27 protein-coding genes are annotated in these 22914 nt (G+C 51.9%); 16 read left to right on the forward strand and 11 right to left on the reverse strand.

All coding sequences use genetic code 11. From position 1 onward, the window contains the following. Positions 1-36 precede the first annotated feature (36 nt). A complete protein-coding gene (gene mgtE, locus IM313_RS17920) occupies positions 37-1473 on the forward strand; it encodes a magnesium transporter (protein ID WP_028013894.1) in 1437 nt (478 codons plus the stop codon). Here mgtE and IM313_RS17925 read toward each other — a convergent pair. Then, positions 1436-2725 carry a SulP family inorganic anion transporter gene (locus tag IM313_RS17925; RefSeq protein WP_192971380.1) on the reverse strand — a complete coding sequence of 430 codons (1290 nt, stop codon included), beginning with the start codon at positions 2723-2725 and terminating at the stop codon, positions 1436-1438. The two genes, mgtE and IM313_RS17925, sit on opposite strands and share 38 nt — an antisense overlap. Before the next feature lie 188 nt (positions 2726-2913). On the opposite strand from IM313_RS17925, the gene mqo reads away from it, so the two are divergent. Next, the gene (gene mqo, locus IM313_RS17930; RefSeq protein ID WP_028013892.1) at positions 2914-4563 is read left to right on the forward strand and encodes a malate dehydrogenase (quinone); all 1650 of its coding nucleotides are present in this window, start codon (positions 2914-2916) and stop codon (positions 4561-4563) included. 80 nt (positions 4564-4643) lie between these two features. Here mqo and eco read toward each other — a convergent pair whose 3' ends face one another. After that, complete coding sequence (gene eco / locus IM313_RS17935) at positions 4644-5147, reverse strand: serine protease inhibitor ecotin (RefSeq protein WP_028013891.1); 504 nt, start codon at positions 5145-5147, stop codon at positions 4644-4646. Between the two features lie 209 nt (positions 5148-5356). Between eco and IM313_RS17940 the strand changes: the two genes are divergently transcribed. From IM313_RS17940 to IM313_RS17950, 3 genes are all read left to right on the forward strand, one after another. After that, complete coding sequence (locus IM313_RS17940) at positions 5357-5617, forward strand: DUF2534 family protein (protein ID WP_008500962.1); 261 nt, start codon at positions 5357-5359, stop codon at positions 5615-5617. A gap of 123 nt (positions 5618-5740) precedes the next feature. Beyond that, positions 5741-6928, forward strand: a complete 1188-nt coding sequence (locus IM313_RS17945; RefSeq protein ID WP_192971278.1) for an MFS transporter — start codon at positions 5741-5743, stop codon at positions 6926-6928. A gap of 230 nt (positions 6929-7158) precedes the next feature. Further along, positions 7159-7836 carry a hypothetical protein gene (locus IM313_RS17950; RefSeq protein WP_193045077.1) on the forward strand — a complete coding sequence of 226 codons (678 nt, stop codon included), beginning with the start codon at positions 7159-7161 and terminating at the stop codon, positions 7834-7836. On the opposite strand, the gene IM313_RS17955 is transcribed toward IM313_RS17950, so the two are convergent. The 9 genes from IM313_RS17955 to IM313_RS17990 form a co-directional block, all read right to left on the reverse strand. Continuing rightward, a complete protein-coding gene (locus IM313_RS17955) occupies positions 7829-9010 on the reverse strand; it encodes a phage integrase Arm DNA-binding domain-containing protein (protein WP_193045079.1) in 1182 nt (393 codons plus the stop codon). The genes IM313_RS17950 and IM313_RS17955 overlap by 8 nt on opposite strands. A 2-nt stretch (positions 9011-9012) precedes the next feature. After that, positions 9013-9222, reverse strand: coding sequence for a hypothetical protein (locus tag IM313_RS17960; RefSeq protein ID WP_047055370.1), 210 nt, complete (start codon positions 9220-9222; stop codon positions 9013-9015). 47 nt (positions 9223-9269) lie between these two features. Further along, complete coding sequence (locus tag IM313_RS17965) at positions 9270-9839, reverse strand: 3'-5' exonuclease (protein ID WP_193045081.1); 570 nt, start codon at positions 9837-9839, stop codon at positions 9270-9272. After that, positions 9836-10120 carry a hypothetical protein gene (locus tag IM313_RS17970; protein WP_193045083.1) on the reverse strand — a complete coding sequence of 95 codons (285 nt, stop codon included), beginning with the start codon at positions 10118-10120 and terminating at the stop codon, positions 9836-9838. Before IM313_RS17970 ends, IM313_RS17965 begins: the two co-directional genes overlap by 4 nt. After that, positions 10117-10314 (reverse strand): hypothetical protein, encoded by a 198-nt coding sequence (locus tag IM313_RS22620; RefSeq protein WP_016247400.1) that lies wholly within the window; start codon positions 10312-10314, stop codon positions 10117-10119. The genes IM313_RS17970 and IM313_RS22620 overlap by 4 nt, the downstream gene beginning before the upstream one ends. Beyond that, on the reverse strand, positions 10302-10841 hold the full coding sequence (locus IM313_RS17975; protein WP_193045085.1) for an HD family hydrolase: 540 nt from the start codon (positions 10839-10841) through the stop codon (positions 10302-10304). Before IM313_RS17975 ends, IM313_RS22620 begins: the two co-directional genes overlap by 13 nt. Before the next feature lie 135 nt (positions 10842-10976). Beyond that, on the reverse strand, positions 10977-11807 hold the full coding sequence (locus tag IM313_RS17980; RefSeq protein ID WP_193045087.1) for a YfdQ family protein: 831 nt from the start codon (positions 11805-11807) through the stop codon (positions 10977-10979). Between the two features lie 53 nt (positions 11808-11860). Next, on the reverse strand, positions 11861-12232 hold the full coding sequence (locus tag IM313_RS17985; RefSeq protein WP_016247397.1) for a hypothetical protein: 372 nt from the start codon (positions 12230-12232) through the stop codon (positions 11861-11863). A gap of 628 nt (positions 12233-12860) precedes the next feature. Further along, entirely contained in the window at positions 12861-13487 is a 627-nt protein-coding gene (locus IM313_RS17990) for a LexA family transcriptional regulator (protein WP_193045089.1), read from the reverse strand. A 99-nt stretch (positions 13488-13586) separates the two neighbouring features. Here IM313_RS17990 and IM313_RS17995 point away from each other — a divergent pair, with 99 nt between their 5' ends. The 11 genes from IM313_RS17995 (at position 13587) to IM313_RS18045 (ending at position 22856) form a co-directional block, all read left to right on the forward strand. Further along, positions 13587-13802 carry a Cro/CI family transcriptional regulator gene (locus IM313_RS17995; RefSeq protein ID WP_193045091.1) on the forward strand — a complete coding sequence of 72 codons (216 nt, stop codon included), beginning with the start codon at positions 13587-13589 and terminating at the stop codon, positions 13800-13802. Between the two features lie 22 nt (positions 13803-13824). Continuing rightward, positions 13825-14373: a YmfL family putative regulatory protein gene (locus tag IM313_RS18000; RefSeq protein ID WP_193045094.1), complete on the forward strand. Its 549-nt coding sequence runs from the start codon at positions 13825-13827 to the stop codon at positions 14371-14373. 172 nt (positions 14374-14545) lie between these two features. Next, entirely contained in the window at positions 14546-14725 is a 180-nt protein-coding gene (locus tag IM313_RS18005; RefSeq protein ID WP_193045096.1) for a DUF4222 domain-containing protein, read from the forward strand. After that, entirely contained in the window at positions 14715-15578 is an 864-nt protein-coding gene (locus IM313_RS18010) for a conserved phage C-terminal domain-containing protein (RefSeq protein WP_193045098.1), read from the forward strand. The genes IM313_RS18005 and IM313_RS18010 overlap by 11 nt, the downstream gene beginning before the upstream one ends. Then, positions 15575-16474, forward strand: a complete 900-nt coding sequence (locus IM313_RS18015) for a phage N-6-adenine-methyltransferase (protein ID WP_370528619.1) — start codon at positions 15575-15577, stop codon at positions 16472-16474. The genes IM313_RS18010 and IM313_RS18015 overlap by 4 nt, the downstream gene beginning before the upstream one ends. Then, on the forward strand, positions 16467-18404 hold the full coding sequence (locus tag IM313_RS18020; RefSeq protein WP_193045100.1) for a DNA cytosine methyltransferase: 1938 nt from the start codon (positions 16467-16469) through the stop codon (positions 18402-18404). Before IM313_RS18015 ends, IM313_RS18020 begins: the two co-directional genes overlap by 8 nt. A gap of 14 nt (positions 18405-18418) precedes the next feature. Then, positions 18419-19111, forward strand: a complete 693-nt coding sequence (locus tag IM313_RS18025; RefSeq protein WP_110915309.1) for a phage antirepressor KilAC domain-containing protein — start codon at positions 18419-18421, stop codon at positions 19109-19111. Then, the gene (locus tag IM313_RS18030; protein ID WP_193045102.1) at positions 19108-20169 is read left to right on the forward strand and encodes a DUF968 domain-containing protein; all 1062 of its coding nucleotides are present in this window, start codon (positions 19108-19110) and stop codon (positions 20167-20169) included. Before IM313_RS18025 ends, IM313_RS18030 begins: the two co-directional genes overlap by 4 nt. Positions 20170-20190: 21 nt before the next feature. Beyond that, entirely contained in the window at positions 20191-20883 is a 693-nt protein-coding gene (locus tag IM313_RS18035) for a bacteriophage antitermination protein Q (protein WP_193045104.1), read from the forward strand. Between the two features lie 147 nt (positions 20884-21030). Next, positions 21031-21633 carry a hypothetical protein gene (locus IM313_RS18040; protein WP_193045106.1) on the forward strand — a complete coding sequence of 201 codons (603 nt, stop codon included), beginning with the start codon at positions 21031-21033 and terminating at the stop codon, positions 21631-21633. Between the two features lie 170 nt (positions 21634-21803). Then, positions 21804-22856 (forward strand): DNA methyltransferase, encoded by a 1053-nt coding sequence (locus IM313_RS18045; RefSeq protein ID WP_193045108.1) that lies wholly within the window; start codon positions 21804-21806, stop codon positions 22854-22856. Positions 22857-22914 lie beyond the last annotated feature (58 nt).

Consider the following 22914-nt stretch of genomic DNA (forward strand, 5'->3'; position numbering starts at 1 on the left):
TGCTTAGTCTCAACTCATTTAATGGATTTATGATTGATGTCGGTATTAAAGAAAAACAGCGCCAGGCAGCGTGACCAGGAACGTGCGCGACTCATCTGGCTTCTCACGACCGATAAAGCGGTCACGTCTACGTTATTAGGCAAACTGACCCTGGCTGAGCAATATGATGTCGGCACCTTAGCCGACGATATTGCTGAGGTAGGTGCGCTGGTTGCTCATTTACCGCCGCCGGATCTGGCGGATACCCTGGAAGCGCTTCCTTCGGAAGAGCGTCACGCCCTCTGGCGCCTGGTACAGGATCACGAGCGCGGCCAGGTTCTGCTTGAAGCCTCGGAAAACGTCTGGGATGACCTGATCGATGAGATGAGCGATCGGGATATCCTCGACGCCCTGCAAACCCTGGATATCGACGAGCAGATTTACCTTGTACAGCATCTGCCGCGTAACCTGACTGGCCGCCTGCTGGCCTCTCTGCCTGCCGATGAACGTGCGCGCGTGCGTCAGGTGATGCACTACGAGAAAAACAGCGTCGGCGCGATCATGGAGTTCGGCGTTATCACGGTACGTCCGGACGTCACGCTCGGTACCGTGCAGCGCTACCTGCGCCGCCTGGGCAAAATGCCGGACAACACCGATAAGCTGTTTGTCACCTCGCGGGATAAAACCCTGCTTGGCGAGCTGGAGCTGAAAACCATCCTGCTCAACAGCGCCCAGCAGCGGGTGAGCGAGGTGATGGAAAACGAGCCGATGGTCTTCTCCCCGGAAGACGATGCGGAAAAAGCGGCGCGTACCTTTGAACGTGATGACCTTGTGAGTGCGGCGGTCGTAGACTCCGTTGGCAAGCTGATGGGCCGTCTGACCATCGATGAAATCGTTGACGTGGTTTATGAAGAGACCGATAACGACCTGCGCGCGCTAGGCGGGATCAGCGCCGAAGATGACGTCCACGCTTCCGTCGGTAAGGCGGTGAAAACCCGCTGGGCCTGGCTGGCTATTAACCTGTGTACCGCCTTCATCGCCTCCCGTGTGATTGACGGCTTTGAACACACCATTTCGCAGCTGGTGGCGCTGGCCTCGCTGATGCCGATTGTGGCCGGAATTGGCGGCAACACCGGAAACCAGACCATCACCATGATCGTCCGCGCGCTGGCGCTGGAAAATATTCAGCCCGGTAACTTCGCCTTTCTGATCTTCAGGGAAATGGGCGTGGCGCTGATTAACGGCCTGGTATGGGGCGGCATTATGGGCGGCATCACATGGTGGCTGTATGACGATATGGCCTTAGGCGGCGTGATGATGCTGGCGATGGTGCTGAATTTGCTGGTGGCATCGATGATGGGCGTCATTATCCCGCTGACGATGACCAAACTGGGGCGCGACCCCGCGGTGGGGTCGAGCGTGATGATCACCGCCATCACCGATACCGGCGGTTTCTTTATTTTCCTTGGGCTGGCAACGATTTTTCTGCTTTAACCCGACGCTTAATGCGGGCGGGGATCAGTGTCATGACGATAATCCCGCCCAGCACGCCAACCGCCAGATTGCCGGTTGATACCGTGGCGGCTACCGTCACCAGCATCACCACCGTTTCGGCAACCGGGGCATTTTTTATCGTGGCGGGCTGAAGGCTGTGCCAGCTGAAGGTTTTGACGGCAACAATCGCCATAATCCCCGCCAGCACCGCCATAGGGATTTTGGCCATCACTTCGCTGAGCGCCGTTACCAGGAGCAGCAGCACGATGCCCGCCGCAATGGTTGAAATGCGGCTTCGTCCTTTCCCCATCTCCACGTTAACGATGGTTTGTCCGATCATCGCGCAGCCCGCAATGCCACCGTAGAGCCCGGCCATGATATTCCCCACGCCCAGTCCGATGCTCTCGCGACGCTTGCTGGAGGGCGTAACCGTCAGTTCATCCACGAGTTTTGCCGTCAGCAGGGACTCCAGCAGACCGACGAAGGCAATACTCAACGCGCACGGCCAGATAATGTTCAGCGTCTGTAAATTAAGCGGCACCAGCAGCTCGGTAAATCCAGGCAGACCGCCAGTCATTGAGCCTTCATCACCGACAGTCGGCAGGATCTGACCGGTGGTGACGGTGAAAAGGGTTAACAGCACAATCGCAATCAGCGGGGAAGGGACGCTTTTAATATAGCGCGGCACCCACAGCACAATCAGCAGCGTCAGCACGAACAGGCCCACAATCAGCGGGCTTCGGCTCCAGAAATGCGGCACCTGAGCGAAGAAAATCAAAATGCCAAGGGCGTTAACAAATCCGGTCATCACCGACTGGGGAATAAAGCGCATCAGCCTTGCCATGCCCAGCACGCCAAACAGAATCTGGATCACGCCAGCCATCAGCACGGCGGGAAGAATGTATTGCACCCCGTGCTGATGCACCATCGGGCCAATCACCAGCGCTACGGAACCGGCCGCAGCCGTGACCATCGCCGGACGACCGCCCAGCACGGAGAGAGCAAGACACAGCACCACGGAGGCGATCAGGCTGACCTTAGGGTCAACGCCCGCCACCACGGAAAATGAGATCACTTCGGGGATCAGCGCCAGAGCGGTAATCACGCCCGCCAGCGTTTCACGCGCCAGTTGTTTAGGGGAGTGCAGCACGCTGGCTACACTGTCTTCAGGGGATACGGCAGAATGAGGTAAGGACATAACAGTTCGCTGGTTAGGGCAGGCTTCCGTGCGCGCGATCACAAAGTGCAGCATAGTAGCCATAAATTCCTCCTTATACCAGTTGCGCGCCGCAATCCCCTACAAACAATCCATCATTAAATTTCACAATTACAATAATTTCGTAACCTTTAAACAATATTTAAAAGTTGTTACCGTGCCCACGCAGCTTTTTTCACCTGCAATTTCCACGCATCAAGCACTTTTACACTAAGGCATAAATTATGAAAAAAATGACTGCCATGCTCTTTTCTCTGGCCGTCGGGCTCAACGCCGTCTCAATGGCAGCGAAAGCAGACGCACCAAAAGAGCAGGAAACGGACGTCCTTTTAATTGGTGGCGGCATCATGAGCGCCACGCTGGGAACCTATCTGCAAGAACTGCAGCCGGACTGGTCCATGACCATGGTCGAGCGCCTCGATGGCGTGGCGCAGGAGAGTTCGAACGGCTGGAATAACGCTGGTACGGGCCATTCGGCACTCATGGAACTGAACTATACGCCGCAGAAAAAGGACGGTTCCATTAGTATCGAGAAGGCGGTAGAGATCAACGAAGCGTTCCAGATCTCGCGTCAGTTCTGGTCTCACCAGGTCAACAGCGGCGTGATGCACGACCCGCACTCCTTCATCAATACCGTGCCGCACATGAGCTTTGTGTGGGGCGAGCAAAACGTGAATTTCCTGCGCGCGCGCTACGCTGCGCTGCAGCAGAGCACCCTGTTCCGCGGGATGAAATACTCCGAAGACCACGCGCAGATTAAAGAATGGGCGCCGCTGGTCATGGAAGGCCGTGACCCGAACCAGAAAGTGGCGGCGACCCGTACCGAAATTGGCACCGACGTGAACTACGGCGAAATTACCCGTCAGCTGGTGGCGTCCCTGAAGAAGAAAGATAACTTCAATTTGCAGCTCAGCACCGAAGTGCGCGGCTTTAAGCGCAATGCGGACAACAGCTGGAGCGTGACGGTTGCCGATCTGAAAAACAATGAAGCCGAGCACGTCATTAAGGCGAAATTTGTCTTCATCGGTGCGGGCGGCGCGGCGCTGAAGCTGCTGCAGGAGTCCGGTATTCCTGAAGCTGACGACTACGCGGGCTTCCCGGTCGGCGGCCAGTTCCTGGTGTCCGAGAACCCGGAAGTGGTGAACCGTCACCTGGCAAAAGTGTACGGTCAGGCTTCCGTCGGTGCGCCACCGATGTCCGTCCCGCATATCGATACCCGTATGCTTGACGGTAAACGCGTGGTGCTGTTCGGACCGTTCGCGACCTTCTCAACCAAGTTCCTGAAAAACGGCTCCCTCTGGGATCTGCTGAGCGCGACCACCACCTCTAACGTCAAACCGATGATGGACGTGGGCCTGGATAATTTCGACCTGGTGAAATACCTGATTAGCCAGGTGATGCTTTCTGATGAAGAACGCTTCGAGGCGCTGAAAGAGTACTATCCGCAGGCGAAGAAAGAAGACTGGCGTCTGTGGCAGGCGGGTCAGCGCGTGCAGATCATCAAGCGCGATCCGAAAGAGGGCGGCGTGCTGCGTCTGGGTACCGAAGTGGTGAGCGATAAGGATGGCACGATTGCCGCGCTGCTGGGTGCGTCACCGGGTGCATCTACCGCTGCGCCAATTATGCTGCACCTGATGGAAAAAGTGTTTAAAGACAAAGTCGCCAGCCCGGAATGGCAGGCGAAGCTGAAAACCATTATTCCATCCTACGGCACGAAGCTGAACGGTAACGTGGATGCGACGGAACAAGAGCTGGAGTACACCAGCCGTGTGCTCCAGCTGCAGTACGTGAAGCCGCAGGCTGCGGATGCTGCGCCGAAGGCGGAGCTGAAGCCTCAGCCGGAAAACAAGCCGGTTGCGGATATCGCGCTGTAAGGTAAAAGCAAAACGGTAACATCTGTTACCGTTTTTAGTTTAGCAGGTCGGGTAAGGCGAAGCCGCCACCCGACTTGTTTTTAACGTACTACCGCTTGTCCGACCGTCTCTTCTGCCTTCCACACGCGATATTTTACTTCCACGTTTTCAGGCGTATATACCACGATCGGCAACTTGCTGTTGTAGCGCAGCAGGCTGTTGTCGCCCAGATAGGCCGTCACAAATTTCTTCTCTTTCTTGCCGTCCGGGCAGGCCATCATGGTAGAGACCGGAGAGGTCACTTTATCAAAGACGTAATAGTCATAACCCCAGCCTTCCAGGGTTTTGCTTTCCAGCTGGCCGCCCAGACGATGCTGATTGCAGTCCACTTCCAGCGTCTTGCCAATTAACAGTTCGACTTTGTAATTCGCTTCGTCCTGCTGAACCGGCAGTTGAATCACCTGACGCTTCATGCCTTTTTCCGCTTGCGGATAGGGTGCAACTTTTTCCAGCGGCTGCGCTTTTTGGGCGTCGCTGGCGAAAGCGCTGGTGCTGACGCACGCGGCGGCGAGAAGCGCGATGGCAAATTTAGGTGCGTTTTTCATTGTCATTCCTTTATGTCAAAACGGTCCTGAACAGACTAACATAACGAGTATGAATGATTGGTGTGATTTACTTACATTTTCATTATATGCAGCGTAATAAACTTAGAATTAACCTTTTTGGCAGGTGTTTGTACTGGTGTGGAGTGTGACGGGCGTTCGTGTTATTTTAGTCCATCGATAATGTTATTCATCTGTGAAAGGGAAGAGAGATGGTTCGTGCAAAACTGAAAACACCTGAAGGCCGCAAGTTCCTCCTGGCGCTACTCGTCGTGTTTATGATTGCTGCCGCGTGCGTCGGGCGGGCCACCATTGTTGGCGTCATTGAACAGTACAACATTCCTCTCTCCGCCTGGACTACCAGCATGTATGTGCTGCAGTCGGCGATGATCTTCGTTTACAGCCTTGTCTTCACCGTTCTGCTGGCCATCCCGCTGGGCATTTTCTTCCTGGGCGGACGTGAAAAACACTGAGCATTCACCTGCTATAAGAAGCCAGCCTGCGGGCTGGCTTTTTTATATGTGATGATATTTATTCGCATTTCCAGGGTATTCTGTGTCGAACAAGGTCGTTCGACATAAAGCAGGAGATGTTCAATGTTATCCCGGTTTGCAACGCTTAGTCGGATCCCGAAAGGCGTCTGGGTTGTGGGTGGGGTCAGTATGCTGATGGATATCTCCTCGGAGATCGTTCACAGCCTGCTGCCGCTGTTTATGGTCACGACGCTGGGAGCCAGCGTGATTTTCATTGGCTTGATTGAAGGCCTGGCTGAAGCCACCGCGCTGTTTATCAAAGTTTTTTCCGGTGCCATCAGTGACTACCTGGGTAAACGTAAAGGACTGGCGGTGCTGGGCTACGGTCTTGGCGCGCTGAGTAAGCCGCTGTTCGCTATCGCCTCTTCGTCGGGCATGATTCTGGGGGCACGCTTAATCGACCGGGTAGGGAAGGGGATCCGGGGCGCACCGCGCGATGCGCTGGTCGCTGACGTTACGCCGCCGGAACTTCGCGGCGCGGCCTTTGGGCTGCGTCAGTCGATGGATACCGTCGGCGCATTTCTCGGGCCGCTGCTGGCCGTAGGCTTAATGCTGCTGTGGAACGATGATTTCCGTACTATCTTCTGGATCGCAGTGATCCCCGGCGTCCTCGCCGTTGCACTGCTTTTTTTCGGCCTGCATGAGCCGAAAACGCCCGTCGAACATAAACGCACGAACCCCATCAAAAAAGAGAACCTCAGGCGCCTCGGGAAAGGCTGCTGGTGGGTTATTGGCCTGGGCGCCATCTTCACGCTCGCACGTTTCAGTGAAGCCTTTCTTGTCCTGCGCGCACAGCAGTCGGGGGTGCCGCTGGCGCTGATCCCGCTGGTGATGGTGGCCATGAATTTGCTCTATTTTCTGTCAGCCTATCCGTTTGGCAAGTTATCGGACGGGATAAGCCACACCCGACTACTGCAGTGGGGCCTGGTGATGCTGATTGGGGCAGATATTGTGCTGGCGCTAAGCACCCACTGGGCTGGAATGCTTCTGGGCGTTGCGCTTTGGGGAGTGCATATGGGGATGACGCAGGGGCTGCTGGCGGCAATGATCGCAAAAACGGCACCTGCGGATCTGCGCGGTACCGCCTACGGCATTTTTAGTCTGGTCAGCGGCGTGGGATTGTTAGTCGCCAGCCTGGGCGCCGGGGCCATCTGGGAAAGGTTTGGCGCGGAATATACGTTTTATGCCGGAGCCGTGATTTGTCTGGTTACACTGATGTACCTGCGCAAAACACCGGACGAGGCAAAATAAAAAACCAGCCGTAATAGGCTGGTTTTCAATGTGTTTTTGGTCGGCACGAGAGGATTTGAACCTCCGACCCCCGACACCCCATGACACCAGTGTAAAATGCTTCTAAGCCGCGCCAATTCTGGGATGTAGCTTATTAGACTGTGTATGCAAACAGGGAAATTTTTACATAATATGCACTTTATACATCAATGAGTTATGATGTGTTTTACCCCGAGTGAAGAGGAAGTTGAGTGGATCAGAATCTTAGAAACATTCATGAAAACATGATTAATTTGGGATGCGGATCTTTAAGGCATGCCAATTATCTGGGTCATTTTTACGATATGGTTAATGATTATTGGGAGGAATTATCTGTACTCCAAGCTGCACACGCCTGCGAAATATTCATGAAAGCTAGACTAGCCCAAGAGCATCCATTATTAATTTTCGATACCATTCCAAAATCAACCAGTAAGCATGTTGATAGTGCTGGCCTGCTTAATTTCGAAAGTTTACTACAAGATGGCAGAACGATTGATTATTCTGACTTACCAGAGAAAGTATGGGCTGCAACAGGTTTGAAATTTACACCTGAACAATTACGGATTTATAGGGAGTTCGGTTATCTTCGTAACAAAATACAACATTTCGCCTCTCCCAAGGGTGACATTCAAAGTCAAATTACAAACTATATCTATGGTTTCATAGACCCGTTCATAAATTCGCAATGGGGTTTGTATGCAATTGATTTTTGCGACGATACCGAACCGTATGAAAACCTTGTTCCTACACTGGCTTGCGACGATGTGGAGTTTTTGATCTCTCCAGGTTTAGGGGGGAATGTCATGCAATTAATAGAGGCTGGATCGCCTGCCTACATTCGTAAAATGAGAAAGCAGGCGATCGAAAAGGGTTATATTACTAGTTGATGGCTTTGATCTCTCCATGGGGAACCATAACCCAGTCGATATGGTTACTGGTGTATATTTTGGTTGATTTGGCGTCACTGTGCGCCATCCTACCTTGTGGATCGATACCTTGGCTATCAAATAGGTATGCAGCAAGAGCTCTTATCTCGTGGAATGTTGGTCTTTCTTCCATGCTAAGATGATTGTACAACCCAAGCTTATCACGTAGCGAAGAAAACGAGCGGCTCAGATAATCAGGTGCAATTTGAGTTGGATGAGAAACCTCTTTGCTACGTTTGTTGTTTCGTTCAGGCAGTCGATGGACAATGTATGGACTGGCTACATTGTCTCTGCTGTCTTCAATTATTCTCTTTAGCTCTTCTCCAATAGGGATCGCAACATGTGAGGCCTCTTTTTTTTGCACCTTCTGACGATGAATGTACAAAGTGCCGTAAATTCCATTCACAGGTTGCTCGAACCATACACATCCACATACTCCATTTTTCGGTTCCTTGATAGAATATCTTATTCGCGAAACCTCTAAGCGAGCATGTGTCGTCTGTAAGGCTAAGTCCATCGCGGTTCTTAACCACGGCGTCGCAGCACGACGTATAGCCATGAAATACTCTAGCGACAGTCGTTGCCTTTTCTTCTCTTCGGTTCTGCGCATTTTCTTCCTGGTCGCTGGATTGTCGAGCATCAAGGATTCATCGACCGCATACGAAAAAAGCTTTTTTAGAAAGCTGACTTTTCTGTTTTGCACGTTGGCGGACGCGCCGGCATGGTATTTGTTGATGTAGGCGTTCACGTGCTCCAGTTCGATATCGCAAGCTGGAATACTAGTGAAGAACTCTTTCACGCGTAATGCGTCATTATTCCAATCATCCAATGTACTCTGAGAAGGGCGTTCGTCTTCAACAGCCCGAGCCATGATGTGATCCACGTGATCTGCAAATGGTTTGGCTTCTCCAGTAACCCCGCCGGATTCTCTAATGAGATTATCAACGGATGGAGAAAGTTCAGGTCTCATTCTAAGGTTGTACTCACGGGCAATAGCTATGGCCATGGCCCGATCCTTACCTATATTCTTCTTCTTGCCTGTTACAAGCGTGAATTTATAAACACCGCGATCTTTATCAAAAAATAAATAATCTGGCAGGTGTCGGTATTCTCTTTTTCTTGGTCTTGCCGCCATGGTTAGCCCTCATTAATCAACTGGCGAACTGCTTGACTAACCATTGAGTCGACGCCCCATTTTTCTGTTTCGCAGACAAAAACAGATCCGTCCACGATACGCCCCATGAGTAAACCATTCTCGACCCAACGTTTAATCGTTCGGTTATCAGGAACAGAGTCATCGGTGAACTCTCGGCGTCCCCATTGACTCGCTTTCATCAGCTTTGCCATGGTTTCCTTCTCCATAAAGCCCGGCTGCACCCGGGCTGACTGGTTTACTATTCGGTACTGGTGGCAGGGATCAGTTTCTGCCAAATTGCTGACACATATTTTGCCTGATGGCGCGCATCAGCTAGTGCATTGTGCACATCGCCAATGAAAAGCATGTCACGCTTTGGATCGAAACCGACATTGCGTCCGAGGGTAACAATCGTGCGTACATCATGATCGTTCCAGAATTCCCACGGGCAAATGTGTCCGGCGCGTTCGTAAGCTCCGCGCAGAATTACATTGTCAAAGGTGGCCCCGTTACCCCAGACCTTCATGTATTTGAGATTATATGCATGCCGGTGAATGAAATGGCTAAGTTCCGACAGTGCATCAGTGATAGGCATCGTGTCATCAACACAAATAGCTGAGCGTGCTTCAGGGCTTTGTTTTAGCCACCAAAGAATCGTATCTCCATCCGGTACGGCGCCTTGATCCATTGCGCTTTCAAGCGAGACGGCCGTGTAGAACTCTTGGCCAAGTTCACCTGTTTGAGGGTTAAAAAAGACGGCACCAATTGAGACAATCGGCGCGTTTGGCTTTTTGCCCATTGATTCGAGGTCAATCATTAAGTCGTTCAATTGCTTTCTCCATTGTTGATTCTGGGCTTTTGATTCACTGGGCTGCTGTAGCGCGTGTTGGCGTTGACATGGCAATAATGAGCCCCATCAGGACGAGTGCAAATTGTCCCGCACCTATCACATGCCAATACTGCTTCCAGCTTTGCGATCCGCTCTTCTGCTTTGGCCAGCTGATTGAGAAGTTCTTCAGCTAACGTCACACGCATCACTACCTTCTGACATTCATGGCGTTTGGCTCTGGCGATTGTGGTGCGCAGAGTCGCATATTTGTTGGGCGTCATTGGACTGACTCCTGACGAAGATGGTTTATTTCAGCGTCAAGGCTCATTCGCTGGTCCATCGATTCCGTCAAGGCGGCAAATGTAACGTCCAGGCGAGTGGCTACCTCACGCATCAGAGAGGCTTCTGCTGGTGGCAGTTTCCCCGCCGCAGCATGGGCTGCGGCTACCAGTTCTTTTATCTTCATGCGAGGCATGCGCGTGATTCCGTAAGCTCATTGAAACGGTTAATGAACAAGCCATATGCCTGGCCTGGGCGAAGTGGAACGATCTGGATAATGTCGCTGGCCGGAATACCTTCGAGGCATGGCCAGAGTGAGCCGTCGTCGATATCAAGATCGCGGCGTTCCGTGGCAAGCATCACTAGATCGGCGTATTTCACTACCGCTGACATATCAGGGGTGATGCTGAATTTGGACCGAATCAGCTGTTCTACCCGCTCTTCAATGCGACGGTAATCTGGGAGCAATGCTTTCAGGGGGGCAGGGATGTCCTGGCAATAGGCTTCAGCTGCGTCATGCATCAGGGCTTCAAAGGCAAACTCTGGCGGCACAATTTGGCTGCACAGTACCGAGTGCTGGGCCACGCTGTAAAATTCCGGCAGATGACCACTGAAGCGGCAGATGTGGGAAAGTGCGGTCGCAATATCCTCGATCTCTACGTCGTCAGTGGTTGAATTGAGGTAATCGAATTTCTTACCTGAAAGTGTCTGGATATAACTCATCGTATTTTCTTCTCCATATTTGGCAGCTGCACCTGCGCCAGTTTTTGGTTGTACGAATCCCTCGCCATTGGCGATTAATAAAGGGAATTACGCTTCAATAAATCCCCGCGGCGCCGGGGATTTAATGCAGAGAAATTACGCTTTAAAGTTACCGATAAAGGTTTCAACCGGCTTGTCTGTGAACTTCTCGATCAGCAGGTCACGGAACTCGTTGGCGATAGCTTCTTCCTGGGCTTCCAGTTGAACGATGCGGAGTACAAACACCGGTTCCCCGCTTTTAAGCAGGCTGTTACGCAGGCTAAAGCGGCGTTCGCCTAGGCCTTCATATGGCACGCATTTGAACTCGAAGGCGACAGGCATCACGTCTTTACTGCTGGCTTCAACGCTCTGCATCAGGGACTTTCTGCCGCCAAAATCTTCGTCTTCATGAGCTGCTTCCGAGACTTGTTTGATATTGACGCGACGAACGGCACCAGCTGCCTGCGCGATGGACAACACTTTCCCGTCGGCATCAAATGCGGTCAGGAAGTCGGCCCAGTCCTCCAGCCATTCAGCAATTTCTTTCTGGCCCAGACGATCACCGTTCACCTGAAGCAGGGCTCGGAATGGTGCTGTCTTTTTGAGGGTGATTGAAGCGACGTTATCAGCATGGCCAGGGTTAGCCAGCGTACCGATATTGAAGACGGAGCGTGCGGTCATGTTGTCAGCATCGATAAAACATCGCGCTGGTTCGGCTTCGTTGGCATAGCCAGCTGCATAACGCACAAAGTCAGGAATGCTGGTTGTGGTCATGGCACCGCGGAAACGAAAACGCTCCAGGTCGAAACGCTCAAGGCTTTCTACGTTTACACCACCAGGGAGCAGGGCAGTAGGGCATGCCGTTTCTTTAACTGCAGTAAGGTGGTAACCGGACAGAATAAGGTCTTTTACCTGCTGCAGGGCATTGCCGTCTAAAATCTGGGACATAAAATTTCCTTAATATGTGGTCATAGGGATGTCAGTGATTTGTCTGCTGCGGATCACTGTGCCGCTTTAAGCTTTCCGTCAACGCCGCCGTTGATCCCGAACAGCTGCCCCTGATCTTCCTGCAGGATGGTCAGCTTGCCGCCTTTGTTAACCCACATTGGTGTTTCGGTGGTGTCTTCTTCGGAGGCTTTACCGCGCGGAGTTGGGGTGACGTAGTTCAGCTTGTGCTTGATCTTGACGCGCTTCTCTTCGACGGAGTTACCCATACGCTCAATATCAAAGGTGAGGACTACTTTGCCTTTGGTACCGTTGTTCAGAACGCCAAGCGCGGTCGTGTTTAAAGCTGCCGCGATCTTGTTCATGAACACGCCGGCATCCAGTTCGCCCAGGAAATCGGGCACTACGGTCATGCGGTCATTACTCATGGTTTAACCCTCTGTGAGGCGGCTGCCACCGCCAGTGGAACTTCTCCATACACAACAGAAAAGGGCACCTGCGCTTCGGCTATGGGTAGGAGGTCCATTTCCATAGCGCCCGGGTGGATTGGGGAATGAGCCCGTCGCCCGGTGATGCCCTTGTCTCTTGTGTAAAAAAGGTGCCCACCGATGTGATGGGCAAAGACTACACACAGCAATGAATTTGTTGTGGCGGTGGTGCCTCCACCTGCCGGACCGGCCAGAACCGGCGACGCTACACCTCAAGAAACGTATTCATTTCAAAAGTTGAAATAAAAACTTGTTGGCCTCGTCACGTGCGCAGAGCCGCATTACCACAACTGGAAGCGCACTACTTCGGTAACAAACCTGCCCCCGCAGTGAAAGAGAGAAGGAGTGCGCTTTCACGCTATGCCCTTAAAAAGCTGGCTGTCACCCTCAAGGGGAAAGTGAGCAGCCAGAACAGGGAACACGTCTTATTGCTTTGGCCTGCTTTTAACCACATCAGGCGCGGTGGTTTGGTGTCGACAGAAAAAAATCTAACTTAACTTAGTTTATTGGTCAAGTGAAAACATCAAACTAAACTTAGCTTGATGCTTAGAGGAAGAGCGGGAAGGGATTAGAGTTCGTACTGAACGCCTTTAACTACGCCAATAATGAGGCAGTTACCATTGATCGGGATGTTGGGGTAGCGAGGATTTAGTGGGACTAAAAATTTTTGTGGGCCATCAATGACCAGTTTTTTAACAGTCGCTTCGTTAGTGCCATTAATACGCGCAACAACAATCTTGCCATGAAGGGGTTCGGCATCTGGATCAACAATAACGGTTGCCCCTTCAGGGATTGTTGGGAGGCCATTTGGATTGGTCATTGAATCCCCTTTGACCTCTAAAGCGAACGAGCTATCCCCAATGCGTAGTGATGTTTCAACCCATTTATCAACATCACTGAATAACTCAGCGGCCTTACATTCCGTAAACTGCCCAGCTTGAACCCAGGAAATCACGGGTACACGCCTCATTTTAGTTATGAGGGTACCTTCAAATTCAGTGCCGTAAAGAATGTAATCTATTGATGTATTGAAGAATTTAGCCAGCTTAACCAGCGATTCTCCGTTTGGGATATTCACATCCTTTTCCCAATAACCCACCGCTACGTCACTAACCCCGCAGAACTTACCCAGTTCTTTTTGAGAGGTTTTTGTAACCCTGCGTAGGGCTTTAATGCGCTGACCAACCGTTTCCATGAAAGCACCAAATTTAAAAAAGACTAAGTAATCTTAGTTTTTATTGACCAAAGTTAGATTGGTTATTAATATCTAACCAAACTTAGCTAAGGAGGCTTCATGACAACCGACGAGATTGAACAACATTTCGGCAGCACTGAGAAAGTTGCCGAATTTTTTGGCATCACCAGTGAGGCCGTTTACCAGTGGCGTAATCGCCCCGGACGCTTAATCCCTAAAGGACGAGCTGCTGAAGCTGCGTATCGAACTGCTGGTGAACTGGAATTCAACCCAGAACGTTATGGCAAGAATACATTGCCTAACGATCAGAAATAACCACAGAAGGGAGGACCTAGCCGTGGGTATAGAACCTGAATGGAAAGTAGATAAGCAGCCAGCCTGGCTGGTGGCCGCAATCAAAAAAACGATCACCGAACTGCCTGGCGGATATTCAGAAGCTGCTGAGTGGTTGGGTGTGACCGAGAACGCGCTGTTTAACCGGCTGCGTACCGATGGTGATCAGATCTTCCCGCTCGGTTGGGCGATGGTGCTTCAACGTGCTGGTGGTTCAAACCACATAGCGAACGCTATTGCACTTCACTCGAACGGTGTTTTTGTGCCATTGGCTGATGTTGAAGAGATTGAGAACGGCGATATCAACCAGCGTCTCATGGAGTCAGTTGAGTGGATCGGCAGGCATTCACAATACGTTCGTAAAGCTACCGCTGACGGCGTTATTGATGCTCAGGAACGCGCCCAGATCGAAGAGAACAGCTATCAGGTGATGGCTAAGTGGCAGGAACATTTGACGCTGCTTTTCCGTGTGTTTTGTGCGCCGGAAAACAATGACGCCCGCGAGTGTGCAGCTCCGGGCGTCGTGGCAGACAAATCTTGTATGGAGAAGTAATCCGCATGACCAGTTTAACGGCTTTTAACCGTTTGCCGCAACTCAGGATGATCCCGGTACCGGGCGCTCCGTTGTTTCGGTATGAACGCAGAATAGCAAACCGCTGGGTGCCATGTAACCACAGTCGGGCGATCGCAATTGTGGGGGTTTACTACAGGAAGGCGAAACGCTTATGGGCGAAGTTAACCGAAGGTTCAAAGACCACAGAGGGATCCCCGTTCGGGTTATCAGGTGGGAGCCAGAGACTCAAAGAGTTATCTACCTGCGGGATGGTTATAACCACGAATGTTTCAGCCCGCTCGAACAATTCAAGCGCAAGTTTACAGAGTTAAAGGACGACCATGAGCACTAAATTAACGGGTTACGTTTGGGACGCTTGTGCCGCTTCTGGCATGAAGCTGTCCAGCGTTGCCATCATGGCGCGTCTGGCAGACTTCAGCAGTGATGAAGGGGTTAGCTGGCCTTCCATCGCTACCATCGCGCGCCAGATTGGTGCCGGTGAGAGCACGGTTCGAACAGCCATATCTCAACTGGAAAAAGCCGGGTGGTTAACCCGCCAGCAGCGTCGTAAAGGCAACCGCAATGCATCGAACGTTTACCAGCTCAATGTTGCGAAATTACAGGCTGCTGCCTTTTCTCACCTGTCAGATTCTGACGCATCAAAATCTGATGCCTCAAAAACCGACGCGTCAAAATCTGAGGCATCAAAAAACGATGAAAAAGGCGGTTTTCACCCGTCAGAATCTGGGGGGGATCCGTCAGTAAATACAACTAATGATCCATCAGATAAAAAACATTCTTGTCCGGTTGCTGCGCAACCCGACCCTGTGGTGGTTATCACCGATCAGGCGAAGCAGGTTTTATCACATCTGAACAAGACCACCGGATCACGGTATCAAGTCTGCAAATCATCCTTGGAAAACATCCGGGCTCGCCTGGCTGACGGGTTTACGCCCGATGAGCTGCTGTTGGTGGTGGATTACAGCGTCGAGAAGTGGGGCGAGGATCTGAAAATGGCCGAATATCTGCGCCCAACAACGTTGTTTCTGCCATCAAAATTCCCAGGTTACCTGCAGTCCGCAAATAAGTGGGACGCAGCAGGACGTCCAGAACGACAGTACTGGGGCTCAATCCGTAAGCATGATCCGATGAAATTTGGTGGACCAGATAAAGCCATTCCAGCTGGCTTCAGGGGAGCGAAATGATGAGCATGAATGCTGATAACAAATATTGCCGCGCGCTGGCTCAACTGCGCTCTAAACCAACCCACGAGTTGAAAGAGGTCGGCGATCAATGGCGCACTCCGGATCTGTTGTTTTGGGGGATCAATGCGATGTTCGGCCCTCTGGTGTTGGACCTTTTTGCCGACGACAGCAACGCGAAGTGTCCTGCATGGTATACCGCAGAAGATAACGCGCTTACTCAGGATTGGTCTGAGCGTCTGGCAGAGCTCGGTGGCGCCGCGTTTGCTAACCCTCCATACAGCCGATCGCAGTACCATCAAAAGCAGGCTGTTACGGGGATGACCCACATCATTAACCATGCTATGGCAATGCGAGAAAAGGGTGGTCGGTACGTTTTTCTCATTAAGTCTGCGACGAGTGAGACGTGGTGGCCTGAAGAGGCAGATCACGTCACATTTATCCGTGGCCGCATTGGTTTCGATCTTCCTGAATGGTTCGTTCCCCTGGATGAAAAGCAGCAGCCTACCAGCGCGTTCTTTGCTGGTGCAATTGTGGTGTTCGACAAGGCTTGGCGCGGTGAGCGCTTCAGTTACATCAATCGCACCGAGTTGGAAGAAAAAGGGCGTGCCGCGATGGCACTGGCAAAATTTGCCGCGGCAAAATTTTCTCCACCTGCAACATCGAAAGAAGCCACACCTGCCCCTGTTGATCAGCCTGAGGAAGAATCGCGTATCTGGCCGCTTGAAGTCAGTCTGGTATTTAGTCAGGTAGAGGGCGCGGATTCTCTGGCGCTGGGTCAGCAAAATAAGTTGAAGGCAAATATCAATCAGCTCTGGCTTGAGCGGATGTCCACAACCGAAATCATCACAATCGCTGGTGGTTTGGTTAGCAGCATGCAGGGGGCCGCCAATGCGTGAGATCATCGTTGATAACTTTGCTGGTGGCGGCGGCGCGAGTACTGGCATTGAGCTGGCGATCGGGCGTAGCGTGGATATCGCTATTAACCACGACGAAAACGCTATTGCGATGCATAAGACGAATCACCCGGACACGCTGCATTATTGCGAGTCGGTATTTGATGTTGACCCAATCGCAGCCACCAGCGGTAAACCTGTCGGCCTGGCCTGGTTTAGCCCTGACTGCCGCCATTTTTCCAAAGCGAAGGGCGCTAAGCCAGTTAAGAAAGAGATTCGCGGGCTGGCGTGGATTGTTCTGCGCTGGGCGCTGGCGGTACGTCCCCGCGTCATGATGCTGGAGAACGTCGAAGAATTTAAAACATGGGGCCCGCTGCTGAATGAAGAATTACGCCCGGATCCTGAGCGTGCTGGTGAAACATTCGAGGCATTTGTCGGCATGCTGTCGACTGGTATCGCGGCGAATCACCCTGCACTGGCTGAGGTTTGTGAATTCCTTGCCATTGAGCCGCACGGCCAGCAGGCGCAACAGCTAATCGCCGGGCTTGGTTATGAGGTTGATTATCGGGAGCTGCGCGCATGTGACTACGGCGCGCCGACGATCAGAAAGCGTTTCTTCATGGTCATGCGCTGTGACGGCCGCAAGATTCATTGGCCTAAAGCGACTCATGGGGATCCAAAATCACTGGAAGTACAAAGCGGCAAGCTGGCGCCATGGCGTACCGCGGCGGAGTGCATTGACTGGAACATCTCGGCCCGTTCCATCTTCGACCGCAAAAAGCCACTGGCGGAAAATACGCTCAAACGTATCGCGCGCGGCATCCAGCGCTTTGTTATCGAAAGCGCATCACCTTTCATCGTGAAGTGTAACCACACCACGACGAAAGGAGGTTATGACTGTTTCCGCGGGCAATCGTTGTTAGAGCCATTGCAGACCATCACTAAAAAGCATGGCTACGCGCTGGCGGTACCGCATCTTACTAAATTCCGCACCGGGGCCACCGGGCAGCCAGTGACCGAGCCGGTTCCAACTGTCACCGCTGGTACGTCGGCGCGCCCGGGCGGGAATGGGCATGCGCTTGGCGTAGTTGAGGCCGCCCTGACACCGTTCCTGGCTGGCAATGGCGGCAGTGAGTACCAGGCAAAGCCACGCCCGCTGGATAAACCCGCTCATACAATCCTCAAGCAGTCCCGCGCGTGCGTGGTTGCGCCGGTCATCGCCCGCCAGTTTGGCGCCAGTGTTGGGCACAGGGCTGACGAACCGAGCGCGACGATTACTGCAGGTGGTGGCGGTAAGTCGCAGTTGGTAACCCCAACACTGATCCAGATGGGGTACGGCGAACGCCCAGGGCAAGAACCGCGTGTTCTTCAACTGAATAACCCGCTCGGCACGGTCACTGCTGGTGGTAATAAGTTCGCAACAGTGAGCGCGTTCCTGGCGAAGCACTATGGTGGGAATTACACGGGGCCGGGTGTTGGCATGGATGAGCCTGCCCACTCAGTCACTACTGTTGATCATCACGCGGTAGTTGCGTCGCACCTGGTGAAGCTGCGCGGAACCTGCCGCGACGGTCAGACCATGGATACACCTATGCCGACGATTACCGCTGGTGGCCAGCACGTTGGCGAGGTCCGGACATTCCTCGAAACCTACTGCGGTGATAGCGAGGATGAATGGCTGGTGACGATCGAGGGGGTTAAGTACCAGATCGTCGATATCGGAATGCGCATGCTGCAACCGCATGAGCTTTATAAGGCGCAGGGCTTCCCTGACGGCTACGTTATCGATCAGGACTATCGCGGCAATCGTTACGCCAAAGACAAGCAGGTAGCGCGCTGTGGTAACGCAGTACCGCCGCCGTTCGCTCGTGCGCTGGTAGAAGCAAATCTTCCTGAATTATGTGCAAATCAAAAGGCGGGTGCAGCCGCCTGATATGGAGAAATAGCATGAATCAGTTAACCGCAAAGGGTGTTGTGACAATGTCCAGCCGTGAAATTGCCAGGCTGGTGCAGAGCAAACATGGTGATGTAAAGCGCTCAGCTGAGCGCCTTGCATCTGCTGGTATTTTAACCGCGCCGTTGGCGCACACCCCCTACACACACCCGCAAAACGGGCAAACCTACGAGGAGTATTGGTTCAACAAACGTGATTCTCTGGTGATCGTCGCCAGGCTATCGCCAGAATTTACCGCCGCTGTTGTCGATCGCTGGCAAGAGCTGGAGAATAGCCAGGCCGTAAGTGTCCCGCAAACATTGCCGGAGGCACTACGTCTCGCCGCGGATCTGGCCGAGCAGAAAGAACAACTCAGCCAGCAGTTAGCCGCTGCCGCGCCGAAAATTGAGTTTGTCGATCGGTATTGTACTGCCAAAGGCTCAATGTCTTTCCGCCAGGTGGCAAAGTTGTTGCAGGCCAAAGAGACCGATTTCCGCCTGTTCCTCATTGAGAGCGACATTATGTACCGGCTCGGCGGAGTGCTGACACCGCGGCACCAGCACATTGCAGCCGGGCGGTTTGAAGTTAAAACTGGCACTTCGAGCGAAACTAATTACGCCTTTAGCCAGGCACGCTTTACACCCAAAGGCATCGAGTGGATCGGTGGCCTGTGGACGGCACACATCGCTAAGGGGCATGCCGCGTGAGAGGACTGTTTACAGCCGAGACTGTTCCGCGCCTGGGGCTTGTGGTGTTAAAGCCGGGTAGCGAACTGATGTCTCTCTTTCAACAGGGGCGTGTGCTGGTGGAGCCTCAGCCAAAAAGCATGGCTGGACTTCCGTCGGGGCTCGTCCCTGATGCCAGGCAGCCGCTGGCAGAAGATGAGTCCCTCGAGGGGTTCTTCACCGACGAGAGAGTTATCCGTGCAGCAGGCGGTTTGAACGCGTTGGAATCCTGGTTAGAGCGTAACGTGAAGGAATGCCAGTACCCGCACACTGATTATCACCATCATGAGCTGGTAACGATGCGACATCCCCCTGGATCAATGTTGCTCTGTTGGCATTGCGATAACCAGTTGCGCGATCAAACCACCGCGGCGCTGGCAGAACTGGCCCGGCGTAATCTCATTAACTGGCTGATCAGTTCCATCCTGTCATCGCTTGGCTATAACAACGAGCGTGAATTATCCCTCGGTGAATTGTGCTGGTGGGCCGTTTATTCAGGCATTGCTGATGCAATCACGGAAAGGATGGCCCAGCGTGCGCTTCGCTTACCGGACGAGCCGTTTTTATCCGTATATCGAGAAAGTGACATTGTGCCGATGCCCCCCGCAAAAAGCATTTTGCAGAAGAAGGTCACCCCTGCGGTCACGGCTGCGAAATTAAAGCATGGAGCAAAGCAGGAAGCGGTCTATGACCAGCCAAAGGTTCTGGCTCTGCATGCGGATCCTGAATCCCCTGAATCATTCATGTTGCGCCCAAAACACCGCAGGTGGGTGAATGAGGACTATACCCGGTGGATTAAAACCCAGCCCTGTGAAGGTTGCCGGCGGCCAGCGGATGATCCACACCATGTCATTGGTCACGGCATGGGCGGTACCGCCACTAAAGCCCACGATTTGTTCGTGATCCCTCTGTGCAGAGAGTGTCACGACAAATTACATGCTGATGTTGCAGCGTTCGAGAAAAAACACGGTACCCAGCTGGAGCTGCTATTCCGGTTTATGAATCGAGCGCTGGCGATCGGCGTAATAACAAAAGCGTAATTGTATGGAGCGCTGAGCATAATGAATTTACAAGAACTGGAATTTACGCGGATTGAACTGCGCCGCGCGCTGGCGGATTTATCAGGATCGTCCAAAGGCCAGCTGCAGGCGTTTAGTGAGCATCCACCAGCAGATAAGAACAAATACCCCCGGCGCCATCCTGAAATCGTTATGGAGGGTGGGGAAGGTTGTGGATCCAAGGTTGTGAAAACGATGGCCACTCCACTTTATGTTCTTGAGACAAGGAGCCGTCGCCGACCTTTACCGCCTATTAAGGATGCGGAGTTCGCTTGTTCAGCATGGCGTCGTTCGGTCAATGATCTGGGGGAGCATCTGCAGGCATGGGTGCGGTACTGCTATGGGCATGACCTTGCTTTCCGGTACCAAAGGTTAATGTGCCAACACGTATGGGAAGAGTTTCAGCGTCAGCATAGTGGCAAAAAAATCCAGGACCGTGTCACTAAAAAACTGATAGGGCTTGTCTGGCTTGCGGCGCAAGAAGTTGCTGCCTCGCGTAATAACGATACCTATCAGGAGTATGCTGGTGCAGCTCTGGCGCGCATGGTCAGTGTTGAGCGTTCAACCTGGCTCAGAGTGTATTCAGGACATTGGGCGGCTTTCAAAGCGTCGTTTGCTGAAATGGACAGTGAGGCACTAAGTGAAATTTTGTCACGGTATGAAGAGTACCAAGAACTGAAAGTGGCGAAAATGTGAGATAACTTTCACTAACTCCCTCAATTAGGCTTGCAAAATGCAACAAAATGAGCCATATTTGAGGCTAATTTGATACGTTGCCAAAATTTTAATGACCCGCTGAGTGGCGGGTTTTTGTTATTATAGCCTGTCAAAAAAGGGGGCTATATGTGGCAAGGTATACCATTCAAATTCATGTCCAGTGATTTACTGGAGTCTTCTAATTTAATTATTCAAAAAATTCCACATATTTTTGTCGAAACATCGCCAGATTACATTGGGGCAATAGCAACTGCTTCAGGTACATTAGTTGCCGGGTGTTTATCAGCATTTGTCGCTTGGTATGCTATTAAAGCTAACAGAAAACAAATGCTACAACAGCAAATGATTATCGATAAGCAAACATTTACTAATGAACTAAGAACTAGAATGTCCACTTTTCTAGCAGATTTAGAAAAATTGTCATTGATGTTAAAGCCAGATATTTTTGGGCATAAACTGTCAATAGCTACTATGAGTATAGAAAGAAGGGTGGCCCTTGATAAGTTGGCTTATGACCTTGATTTGTGCCGTTATCACTTATTGCTAATGATTGATGAGAAACCACAGTTTTCAAGAGTTAGAAGTCTAATTGATCAAGTTACTGAGGATATAGAATTATCGATTAGTAATGTTGAGTATTATGGAACAGATGAAGTAATAAAGGAGTTAATCAAAGCGACAATAAGTTGTATTGATTCAGAATGGAAGTCAGTGACCAAAAATATATAAATCATCAACGTGCCTCTAACGTGAGGTGTTCTTGCTGTGAAATGGGCGGCTGGTGGGTGTTGTAGCACCCAACCAGCCATTAGCTCATGCTTTCAGGTCACAAGCTAACCAAGGCCCACTGCTTTAGCGCAAAAGCATAGTGAGCCTATCAGAGTTACGCTTACGGATCTATGAAAAATACTGTAAATATAAACAGTGTTGAGCTTGTCAACGCTGACTGCCTGCAATACCTCGCAACCGTCCCAGATAACACCATTGACCTTATTGTTACGGATCCGCCGTACTTCAAAGTGAAACCCAACGGCTGGGACAATCAATGGAAAGGGGATGAGGATTATCTTCGCTGGCTTGATATGTGCCTCGCACAATTCTGGCGAGTGCTTAAACCTGCTGGCAGTCTTTATCTTTTCTCCGGTCACCGCCTGGCGGCAGACATTGAGATCATGATGCGTGAGCGGTTCAACATCCTGAACCACATCATCTGGGCTAAACCGTCGGGTCGCTGGAATGGCTGTAATAAAGAGAGCTTGCGCTCCTACTTCCCTGCAACAGAGCGCATCCTGTTCGCTGAGCATTACCAGGGGCCGTATAAACCAAAGAGCGACGGGTATGCTGAGAAGGGAAGCGAGCTGAAGCAGCATGTAATGACTCCCCTAATTTCTTATTTCCGGGATGCACGTGAAGCGCTTGGCATATCCTCAAAACAAATAGCCGATGCGACTGGAAAGAAGAACATGGTGTCTCACTGGTTCAGCGGTAGCCAGTGGCAATTACCGAATGAATCAGACTACCGGAAACTTCAGTCCCTTTTCACGCAGGTAGCCATCGAAAAACACCAGAACGGTGAATTGGCAACACCACACCATCAGCTGGTGGCACTGTGGTATTCGTTGTATCGCAAATATTCAGAGCTGCTCGAAGAGTACAAATCACTTCGGCGGTATTTCTCTGTGACAGCTGCCGTGCCATATACGGACGTATGGACCCATAAACCAGTCCAGTTCTATCCAGGCAAACACCCGTGCGAAAAACCCGCTGACATGTTGCGGCAAATCATCAACGCCAGCAGCAGGCCCGGCGATGTGGTAGCTGATTTCTTTATGGGCTCGGGATCAACTGTTAAAGCAGCCATTGAACTGGGCCGCCAGGCTATCGGCGTAGAACTGGAAGAGGAACGTTTCAACCAGACGGTAAGTGAGGTAAGGCAGCTGACAGGGGAATAAAAGCTTGGGTCGCTATCGCGGCCCTTTTTATTACCTCAACTGGACACCCGCAACGTAG

Origin of the sequence: Enterobacter cloacae complex sp. P2B, from assembly GCF_014895985.1 — a bacterium.
In the GTDB taxonomy this organism is placed as follows: domain Bacteria; phylum Pseudomonadota; class Gammaproteobacteria; order Enterobacterales; family Enterobacteriaceae; genus Enterobacter; species Enterobacter bugandensis.

Excerpts from the sequence above, each read along its gene's own strand:
- mgtE (WP_028013894.1), top strand. The coding sequence starts at position 37 with ATGTCGGTATTAAAGAAAAACAGCGCCAGGCAGCGTGACCAGGAACGT.
- IM313_RS17925 (WP_192971380.1), bottom strand. The coding sequence starts at position 2,725 with ATGCTGCACTTTGTGATCGCGCGCACGGAAGCCTGCCCTAACCAGCGA.
- mqo (WP_028013892.1), top strand. The coding sequence starts at position 2,914 with ATGAAAAAAATGACTGCCATGCTCTTTTCTCTGGCCGTCGGGCTCAAC.
- eco (WP_028013891.1), bottom strand. The coding sequence starts at position 5,147 with ATGAAAAACGCACCTAAATTTGCCATCGCGCTTCTCGCCGCCGCGTGC.
- IM313_RS17940 (WP_008500962.1), top strand. The coding sequence starts at position 5,357 with ATGGTTCGTGCAAAACTGAAAACACCTGAAGGCCGCAAGTTCCTCCTG.
- IM313_RS17945 (WP_192971278.1), top strand. The coding sequence starts at position 5,741 with ATGTTATCCCGGTTTGCAACGCTTAGTCGGATCCCGAAAGGCGTCTGG.
- IM313_RS17955 (WP_193045079.1), bottom strand. The coding sequence starts at position 9,010 with ATGGCGGCAAGACCAAGAAAAAGAGAATACCGACACCTGCCAGATTAT.
- IM313_RS17960 (WP_047055370.1), bottom strand. The coding sequence starts at position 9,222 with ATGGCAAAGCTGATGAAAGCGAGTCAATGGGGACGCCGAGAGTTCACC.
- IM313_RS17970 (WP_193045083.1), bottom strand. The coding sequence starts at position 10,120 with ATGACGCCCAACAAATATGCGACTCTGCGCACCACAATCGCCAGAGCC.
- IM313_RS22620 (WP_016247400.1), bottom strand. The coding sequence starts at position 10,314 with ATGCCTCGCATGAAGATAAAAGAACTGGTAGCCGCAGCCCATGCTGCG.
- IM313_RS17975 (WP_193045085.1), bottom strand. The coding sequence starts at position 10,841 with ATGAGTTATATCCAGACACTTTCAGGTAAGAAATTCGATTACCTCAAT.
- IM313_RS17980 (WP_193045087.1), bottom strand. The coding sequence starts at position 11,807 with ATGTCCCAGATTTTAGACGGCAATGCCCTGCAGCAGGTAAAAGACCTT.
- IM313_RS17985 (WP_016247397.1), bottom strand. The coding sequence starts at position 12,232 with ATGAGTAATGACCGCATGACCGTAGTGCCCGATTTCCTGGGCGAACTG.
- IM313_RS17990 (WP_193045089.1), bottom strand. The coding sequence starts at position 13,487 with ATGGAAACGGTTGGTCAGCGCATTAAAGCCCTACGCAGGGTTACAAAA.
- IM313_RS17995 (WP_193045091.1), top strand. The coding sequence starts at position 13,587 with ATGACAACCGACGAGATTGAACAACATTTCGGCAGCACTGAGAAAGTT.
- IM313_RS18005 (WP_193045096.1), top strand. The coding sequence starts at position 14,546 with ATGGGCGAAGTTAACCGAAGGTTCAAAGACCACAGAGGGATCCCCGTT.
- IM313_RS18010 (WP_193045098.1), top strand. The coding sequence starts at position 14,715 with ATGAGCACTAAATTAACGGGTTACGTTTGGGACGCTTGTGCCGCTTCT.
- IM313_RS18015 (WP_370528619.1), top strand. The coding sequence starts at position 15,575 with ATGATGAGCATGAATGCTGATAACAAATATTGCCGCGCGCTGGCTCAA.
- IM313_RS18020 (WP_193045100.1), top strand. The coding sequence starts at position 16,467 with ATGCGTGAGATCATCGTTGATAACTTTGCTGGTGGCGGCGGCGCGAGT.
- IM313_RS18025 (WP_110915309.1), top strand. The coding sequence starts at position 18,419 with ATGAATCAGTTAACCGCAAAGGGTGTTGTGACAATGTCCAGCCGTGAA.
- IM313_RS18035 (WP_193045104.1), top strand. The coding sequence starts at position 20,191 with ATGAATTTACAAGAACTGGAATTTACGCGGATTGAACTGCGCCGCGCG.
- IM313_RS18040 (WP_193045106.1), top strand. The coding sequence starts at position 21,031 with ATGTGGCAAGGTATACCATTCAAATTCATGTCCAGTGATTTACTGGAG.
- IM313_RS18045 (WP_193045108.1), top strand. The coding sequence starts at position 21,804 with ATGAAAAATACTGTAAATATAAACAGTGTTGAGCTTGTCAACGCTGAC.